9 protein-coding genes are annotated in these 8,267 nt (G+C 57.5%); 4 read left to right on the plus strand and 5 right to left on the minus strand.

What is annotated here, in order from left to right:
• On the minus strand, positions 1-153 hold a 153-nt coding region (locus tag ACRESJ_RS00005), incomplete at its 3' end, for an argininosuccinate synthase domain-containing protein (protein WP_431756038.1).
• 129 nt (positions 154-282) lie between these two features.
• Complete coding sequence (locus tag ACRESJ_RS00010) at positions 283-1,188, minus strand: flagellar protein MotY (RefSeq protein WP_431756032.1); 906 nt, start codon at positions 1,186-1,188, stop codon at positions 283-285.
• A 160-nt stretch (positions 1,189-1,348) separates the two neighbouring features.
• On the opposite strand from ACRESJ_RS00010, the gene pyrC reads away from it, so the two are divergent.
• Positions 1,349-2,395: a dihydroorotase gene (pyrC, locus tag ACRESJ_RS00015; RefSeq protein WP_431756033.1), complete on the plus strand. Its 1,047-nt coding sequence runs from the start codon at positions 1,349-1,351 to the stop codon at positions 2,393-2,395.
• Positions 2,392-3,069: a ribonuclease T gene (gene rnt, locus ACRESJ_RS00020; RefSeq protein ID WP_431756034.1), complete on the plus strand. Its 678-nt coding sequence runs from the start codon at positions 2,392-2,394 to the stop codon at positions 3,067-3,069. Before pyrC ends, rnt begins: the two co-directional genes overlap by 4 nt.
• A gap of 72 nt (positions 3,070-3,141) precedes the next feature.
• Here rnt and ACRESJ_RS00025 read toward each other — a convergent pair whose 3' ends face one another.
• Positions 3,142-3,744 carry a peroxiredoxin gene (locus ACRESJ_RS00025; protein ID WP_207266920.1) on the minus strand — a complete coding sequence of 201 codons (603 nt, stop codon included), beginning with the start codon at positions 3,742-3,744 and terminating at the stop codon, positions 3,142-3,144.
• A 302-nt stretch (positions 3,745-4,046) separates the two neighbouring features.
• Between ACRESJ_RS00025 and ACRESJ_RS00030 the strand changes: the two genes are divergently transcribed.
• A complete protein-coding gene (locus ACRESJ_RS00030) occupies positions 4,047-4,265 on the plus strand; it encodes a bacterioferritin-associated ferredoxin (RefSeq protein ID WP_056853602.1) in 219 nt (72 codons plus the stop codon).
• 198 nt (positions 4,266-4,463) lie between these two features.
• Positions 4,464-4,940 (plus strand): bacterioferritin, encoded by a 477-nt coding sequence (gene bfr / locus ACRESJ_RS00035; protein WP_431756035.1) that lies wholly within the window; start codon positions 4,464-4,466, stop codon positions 4,938-4,940.
• Between the two features lie 202 nt (positions 4,941-5,142).
• Here bfr and grxD read toward each other — a convergent pair whose 3' ends face one another.
• Positions 5,143-5,481: a Grx4 family monothiol glutaredoxin gene (gene grxD / locus ACRESJ_RS00040; protein WP_431756036.1), complete on the minus strand. Its 339-nt coding sequence runs from the start codon at positions 5,479-5,481 to the stop codon at positions 5,143-5,145.
• A 97-nt stretch (positions 5,482-5,578) separates the two neighbouring features.
• A complete protein-coding gene (locus tag ACRESJ_RS00045; RefSeq protein ID WP_431756037.1) occupies positions 5,579-7,687 on the minus strand; it encodes a molybdopterin oxidoreductase family protein in 2,109 nt (702 codons plus the stop codon).
• Positions 7,688-8,267 lie beyond the last annotated feature (580 nt).

The following is an 8,267-nucleotide window of genomic DNA, read 5'->3' on the forward strand; positions in this document are numbered from 1 at the left end:
CTTGGCGCGTGCAGGTTCGACCTCTTCGCCCTGACCCAGGTCAGCGGTGAAGGTCACCACTTCACAGTTATAAGTATCCTGCAGCCACTTGAGGATCACCGAAGTGTCCAGGCCGCCGGAATACGCCAGAACGACCTTGTTTACGTCCGCCATGCCATCACTCCACGGGGTTCTACGGAAAGCCGAGAAGTCTACCGCTCATACAAGATAATTTACAGTGGCGCGACAGCTTATGACGACGAAGCGACAGAATGTGTCGATAGAGCGACGATGACCAGCGGGTCAGGAAGTTGCCGAAGTAGCCGGCTTCACGACCTGGGGAGCTACTTGCTCCGGCGGTGCACCACGCTCAAGGCGTATTGCAACCCGACGATTCTTCGAGCGGTTGGCGTTGTTGATATTGGGCGCCAACGGATAACGCTCACCATGGAAACGCAGGGTGATCTGCGACTCCTGAATGCCATTGGCCTTGAAGAACTCCATTACAGCCAGAGCCCGGCGTCGTGACAGATCACGATTGGCCAAGCGATTGCCGCTGTTGTCGGAATGACCGTCGAGTTCGATGTGATTGACCGTCGGATCGGCCTTCATGTATTCCAGCATCACCTGCAGCCGGGCTTTCGCCGCCGCGTCCAGATCGATACCGCCACCGGGAAACCCGACTTCGGACTGTTTCACTTGATCGAAATTCTGTGGCAACAGCTTGGCCACACAGCCTTGGTAATCGGCAAAAGCCTTGTTGAACTTGACCGGTAGCAGGCGCACTTCCGACACTCGGCCATCACCCGAAGAATGCCGCACCACCGGACTGCGACCGTCCATCAGGCCGCTGATAAGGCGCCCGGCCTGCACTTGCGAGCTACTAAACAGCACATTTCCGCTGCCGATTCGCACGGAGCCAAGATTGATGTCGCCACGCCCCGGTTGCCACGGGGAAGCCGCCGCCAGCAGAGTGGCCGAGCCACCGCCCATCATTGCGTTGTAGGCATTCAGACGAAACGTGGCCTGCTCGCCCGCGCGACGCACGAACTGTCCCGAGCCGAAATCGGTGATCGGCTGAGTCAGGCGGCACTCGAACTTGTCACCTTCGACCGTCCACTCAATGTTCTCCAGACGGGTCTGGAAAGTCAGTGCCATCGCTGGAAGGCTGGCAAACACACTGAGCAAGGCTAAATATCGCTGGCGCACGGGAGGCTCCACTGGCTTCTACAACTGAAAAGACCGACACACACATGTTTACGGCATACCTGTTGGATATCGGAAGCTTGCTGCAAAACTTGATAGCGAGTGCCTGCAAGAGTCTTTTCCGGTAGCATTCCCCTCAGTTTGACCCGCCTGGAATCCCCTCATGTCCGACCGCCTGACCCTGCTGCGTCCCGACGACTGGCACATTCATCTTCGCGATGGTGCCGTGTTGACCAATACCGTTGCGGATGTCGCGCGCACCTTTGGTCGCGCCATCATCATGCCTAACCTGGTACCTCCGGTCCGCAATGCGGCTGAAGCCGACGGCTATCGCCAGCGGATTCTCGCTGCCCGCCCGGCCGGCAGCCAGTTCGAACCGCTGATGGTCCTGTACCTCACCGACCGCACCCAGCCCGAAGAAATTCGCGAGGCCAAGGCCAGCGGTTTCGTTCACGCCGCCAAGCTGTACCCGGCCGGCGCGACCACCAACTCGGATTCTGGCGTCACCAGCATCGACAAGATCTTCCCGGCAATCGAGGCCATGGCCGAGGTCGGAATGCCTTTGTTGATCCACGGTGAAGTCACCCGCGGTGATATCGACGTGTTCGACCGCGAAAAAATCTTCATCGATGAGCACATGCGTCGAGTGGTCGAGCGTTTCCCGACTCTCAAGGTGGTGTTCGAACACATCACCACCGCTGACGCCGTGCAATTCGTCAACTCGGCCCCGGCCAACGTTGGCGCGACCATCACCGCTCACCACCTGCTGTACAACCGCAACCACATGCTGGTGGGCGGAATTCGGCCGCACTTCTACTGCCTGCCGATCCTCAAGCGCAATACCCATCAGGAAGCCCTGCTCGACGCCGCCACCAGCGGCAGCGAAAAGTTCTTCCTCGGCACCGACTCGGCACCCCATGCCCAGCACGCCAAGGAAGCCGCTTGCGGTTGCGCCGGCTGCTACACCGCTTTTGCTGCGATCGAGATGTACGCCGAAGCCTTCGAACAGCGCAATGCGCTGGACAAGCTCGAAGCCTTCGCCAGCCTCAACGGCCCACGCTTCTATGGCCTGCCGGCAAACACCGATCGCATCACCCTGGTCCGCGAAGAATGGACCGCCCCGACCAGCCTGCCATTTGGCGAGCTGACCGTTATCCCGCTGCGCGCCGGTGAGAAACTGCGCTGGCGCCTGCTGGAGGAACACGCGTGAGTGAAGCCCATTTCGACGATGAACTGGAAGGCCAAGGCGGTGGAGGCGGTTCCCGTCATCCCATGGCTGCCCGGTTCCGTGGCTACCTGCCGGTTGTCGTCGACGTAGAAACCGGTGGCTTCAATTCAGCCACCGATGCCCTGCTGGAAATCGCCGCGACCACCATCGCCATGGATGAAAAGGGTTTTGTATACCCTGATCACACCTACTTCTTCCGCGTCGAGCCCTTCGAAGGCGCAAACATCGAAGCGGCGGCCCTGGAGTTCACCGGTATCAAGCTCGATCACCCACTGCGCATGGCCGTGAGTGAAGAGTCCGCCCTGAACGATATCTTCCGCGGTGTACGCAAGGCGCTTAAAGCCAACGGTTGCAAGCGGGCGATCCTGGTTGGACACAACAGCAGCTTCGATTTGGGCTTCCTCAACGCCGCAGTCGCGCGTCTGGACATGAAGCGCAACCCGTTTCACCCGTTCTCCAGCTTCGACACCGCTACCCTCGCCGGCCTGGCTTATGGTCAGACCGTGTTGGCCAAGGCCTGTCAGGCGGCGGACATCGACTTCGACGGTCGCGAGGCTCACTCGGCTCGCTATGACACCGAGAAGACTGCCGAGCTGTTCTGCGGCATCGTCAATCGCTGGAAGCAGATGGGCGGTTGGGAAGATTTCAACGATTGATTTCCCGCCCATAAAAAAACCGGCCTTGATGGCCGGTTTTTTTACATCTGTTTTTTGTAGCTGGAGCGCGTCTTACAGAGCAGCAGCGTGCTCGGTCAGGTAGGCAGCAACGCCTTCTGGCGAAGCGTTCATGCCTTTGTCACCTTTCTTCCAGTTGGCAGGGCAAACTTCGCCGTGCTCTTCGTGGAATTGCAGAGCGTCGACCAGACGCAGCAGCTCTTCCATGTTACGACCCAGCGGCAGGTCGTTGACGATCTGCGAACGGACAACGCCTTTGTCGTCGATCAGGAATGCGCCACGGAAAGCAACGCCGTCAGCGGACTGAACGTCGTAGGCCTTCATGATTTCCTGCTTGATGTCGGCAGCCATGGTGTAACGGACTTCGCCGATACCGCCATTGTTGACCGGGGTGTTACGCCAGGCGTTGTGGGTGAAGTGCGAGTCGATCGAGACAGCGATCACTTCTACGTTACGAGCCTTGAATTCCGACATGCGGTTGTCCAGAGCGATCAGCTCCGACGGGCAAACGAAGGTGAAGTCCAGTGGGTAGAAGAACACCAGGCCGTATTTGCCTTTGATGGCCGACGACAGGGTGAAGCTGTCTACGATTTCGCCATTGCCCAGTACTGCCGGTACGGTGAAGTCAGGGGCTTGTTTGCCTACGAGTACGCTCATTGGATATCTCCTGGTGTAGAAACGTGAAAACAAGGTTTGCGCCAGCCTGCCACCCTCAGGCGACAGCCCTGTGACACAAACCCGGTTCGCAAAGACCGGCCATCATACACTGCGTTTTTGACCTGTCCTCAACGGTTTTTCCCACAGACGTAGATTCGCCCCTGCGAAACCCGCCTCTGGGCTCTGGAATGAAAACCGTTCGTCAGACTTGGGAAAAGTGCCCTTCAGGTGCTTTGACAATCATTCTCGTTAACATTAAGATCCATCGCATTCGAGACATAAACAAGCGACGGATTTCACTTATGTATGTTTGCCTCTGCACTGGCGTCACCGACGGTAAAATCCGCGATGCGATCTATGAAGGATGCTGCAGCTATAAAGAAGTCCGTTTGGCCACCGGCGTAGCCAGTCAATGCGGCAAATGTGCCTGCCTCGCCAAGGAAGTGGTTCGCGAAACGCTGATGGAGTTGCAGACAGCCCAGGCTGCGATACCGTTTCCCGCAGAATTTACAGCGGCGTAAATTCCCAATTCCAAAGAACCGGACTCATGTCCGGTTTTTTTATGCCTGAAAATCAACTAGTTAGACACTAGACGCGGAACACAAACACTCTTATTCCGATTAATTTTCATATATTATTCAATAACTTAGGTTTGACACTCTTAGTTGGTCGGCTCAAACTCTGCCTTATAGACGGCTAATACAGGGCAGGACCCCATCATGAAAGGCGACGTTACAGTCATCCAGCATCTCAACAAGATCCTTGCCAATGAGCTGGTCGCGATCAATCAGTATTTCCTGCATGCACGCATGTACGAAGACTGGGGCCTGAACAAGCTCGGCAAACACGAGTACCACGAATCCATCGACGAGATGAAACACGCGGACAAGCTGATCAAACGCATCTTGTTCCTAGAAGGCCTGCCGAACGTTCAGGACCTGGGAAAGCTGCACATCGGCGAACACACCAAGGAAATGCTTGAGTGTGACCTGCGCATCGAGAAAATCGGCCATGCCGACCTGAAAGTCGCTATCGCACATTGCGAGAAAGTCGGCGACTTCGGTAGCCGTGAGTTGCTAGAAGATATCCTCGAGTCCGAAGAAGAACATATCGACTGGCTGGAAACCCAATTGGGCCTGATCGACAAGATCGGTTTGGAAAACTATCTGCAATCGCAGATGGGCGAAGACGAATAAATTCTTCGGCTTCAAACTCGATGCAATAAAAAGCCCCGCACTCTTTAAAAGAGGCGGGGCTTTTTATTGCTTGCGGTCCTGTAGGAGCAAGCTTGCTCCGGGCGGCGTTCCGACGATGGACGTTAACGGTAACGCTGGAAGCCTGACACCCCGCGGCGTTCTTTAGTCCTTCGCGAGCAAGCTCGCTCCTACAGAGAGCAAATCACGCTTCGTTCTTGGCAGCAGCGGCTTCGACGGCAGCCTTGATGGTGCTTTGCAGCGAGCCATCTGCAGCCATCTCGATCATGATGTCGCTACCACCAACCAGCTCGCCACCCACCCACAGTTGCGGGAAGGTTGGCCAGTTGGCGTATTTTGGCAGGTTGGCGCGGATTTCCGGGTTCTGCAGGATGTCCACGTACGCAAACTTTTCACCACATGCCATCACGGCCTGCGCGGCTTTAGCGGAGAAGCCACACTGCGGGGCATTCGGCGAGCCTTTCATGTAAAGCAGAATGGTGTTGTTAGCAATCTGCTCTTTAATCGTTTCGATGATATCCATGGAGCACCTCGGCTGAACTTTCCGACTCATGGGTCGGCACGGTGGCGCATTGTAACGGAAAGCCGAGCGCCCTGCTCGGTCTCTCCGTCAGATACGATCAGGCCGCTGCCACGGTCACCGGAACGCCATTCAACGCCGCATTTCCCGACAACTCGTCCAACTGACATTCGTCAGTCAGGTCGTTGGCACTGGAACCCGGCTGGCCACTGGCGATGGTCATTTGCACACCCGGTCGCGCATGGCCCCAGCCGTGGGGAAGGCTGACCACACCTTTCATCATATCCGCACTGCCCAGCACTTCCACTTCGATCACACCGACCCGCGAACTGACCCTTACGCGCTGACCGTCGCTCAAGCCTCGACTGGCCAGATCATCCGGGTGCATCAATAACTGATGTCGCGGCTTGCCCTTCACCAGGCGGTGATAGTTGTGCATCCAGGAGTTGTTACTGCGCACATGTCGTCGGCCAATCATCAGCAGTTCATCAGCAGTCGGGGCCTGAAGTACCGCGAAGCGCTTCAAGTCGGAAAGGATCGCGGCAGGCGCGGCCTGGATTCGTTGATTGTCGGTTTTCAAGCGTGGTGCCAGATTGGGCTTCAACGCCCCCAGATCTACACCATGCGGATGATCGAACAACGTCGCCAACGACAGCTTTTGCTGTGACGTATCTCCGTACACTCCCATGCGCAAACCGCGATCGATCATCTGCGCCGGAGCGATGGTGGGCTTCAGTTCCTTGCCGGTCCTGGCGGAAAACGCCTTGGCCAACCCGACGAAAATCTCCCAGTCATGCAGCGCGCCTTCGGGCCTGGGCAGAATCGCTCGATTGAAGCGGCTGACATTGCGCACAGCGAACATATTGAATGTGGTGTCGTAGTGATCATTTTCCAGTGCCGAGGTGGACGGCAGGATCAGGTCGGCGTAGCGCGTGGTTTCGTTGATATACAAGTCGACACTGACCATGAACTCCAGGCCATCCAACGCTTGCTCCAGTTGTCGACCATTTGGCGTCGACAGCACCGGATTGCCCGCCACGGTGATCAGCGCACGAACCTGCCCCTCCCCTGCGGTCAGCATCTCTTCGGCCAGAGCCGACACCGGCAGTTCACCGGCGTACTCCGGACGCCCGGATACCCGGCTCTGCCACAGATTGAAATGTCCGCCAGACGTGGAAGCCACCAGGTCCACCGCCGGTTCGGTACACAACGCACCGCCCACGCGGTCGAGATTACCGGTGACCAGATTGATCAACTGCACCAGCCAGTGACACAGCGTGCCGAACGCCTGGGTGGAAACGCCCATGCGTCCGTAGCAAACCGCACTTGGCGCCGTGGCGAAATCACGGGCCAGTTGGCGGATCTGCTCGGCCGGCACCGCACACAGCGGGCTCATGGCCTCGGCAGTGAAGGTCGCGATGGATTCACGCACCTGATCCAGACCGTCCACCGGCAGATGACTGTCGCGGGTGAGCCCTTCAGCAAACAACGTATTGAGCAAACCGAACAACAACGCCGCATCGCCACCGGGCCGCACAAACAAATGCTGATCGGCAATCGCCGCCGTCTCGCTGCGGCGCGGGTCGACCACCACCACTTTGCCGCCCCGGGCCTGAATCGCTTTCAAACGCTTCTCAACATCCGGCACGGTCATGATGCTGCCGTTGGAGGCCAGCGGGTTGCCGCCGAGGATCAACATGAAGTCGGTGTGATCGATGTCCGGGATCGGCAGCAGAAGACCATGGCCGTACATCAGATGACTGGTCAGGTGATGGGGCAATTGATCGACCGAGGTCGCGGAAAACCGGTTACGGGTTTTCAACAGGCCGAGGAAATAATTGCTGTGGGTCATCAACCCATAGTTGTGCACACTGGGATTGCCCTGATAAACCGCCACCGCGTTTTGCCCGTGACGCTCCTGAATCGACGACAGGCGTTCGGCGACCAGATTGAAGGCCTCCTCCCATTCGATCGGCTGCCATTCGCTGCCGATTCGCCGCATGGGCTGGCGCAAGCGATCAGGATCGTTCTGAATGTCTTGAAGGGCCACAGCCTTGGGGCAGATGTGCCCGCGACTGAAGGTATCCAGCGAGTCACCCTTGATCGAGGTGATCTGCAGATTGCCGGTTTCGACCTCGGTGGTTTCGATGGTCAAGCCACAGATGGCTTCACACAGGTGGCAGGCACGGTGATGGAGAGTCTTGGTCATGGCCAGTCTCTGTCTTGTTCTGGGTGGGCCATTTCGGCCGCGGGAACAAAACTATGGCGCCTGCCTCGCTACCGCGCCAGCGACGTCAGTCTTGTGAATCGGTGACCATCAGGCCAGCGGATGGCTGTTCATAACCCAGCCCTTGTGTTGGCAAATGTTTCGCATCAGTCGCACCACACTGCAAGCTGGGGATAACCAGTCAAAAACCGACCGTCATTGCACCACCCCCGCCCCGCTTGATTGCCAAGCGACGCTGGCCCGGTGTACAAATGCCCTGCTGCTGTCAGGAAACAGGCTTCAAAAGCGCTACTGCGGTCACCCCGTAGCCCCTCTGAAATCCCCTAAAAACCGTAGCCCTATTGGTAAGACGCGACATTTAATTATAAGATCGCGCCTTCCCCTATTTCGTCGCCCCGTGCGGCTTACGCCGCAGGTCTCGCCCGTTGTTCCGTTAAACAAGGCTTTGAGCATCTGCGGTTTGTAGCAAAAAGGTAGTCAATGATGAGCGCAAGGCACTTTCTCTCCCTGATGGATTGCACGCCCGAAGAGCTGGTCAGCGTGATCCGTCGAGGCGTTGAGC

This window comes from Pseudomonas sp. (assembly GCF_050739655.1).
Classification (GTDB): domain Bacteria; phylum Pseudomonadota; class Gammaproteobacteria; order Pseudomonadales; family Pseudomonadaceae; genus Aquipseudomonas.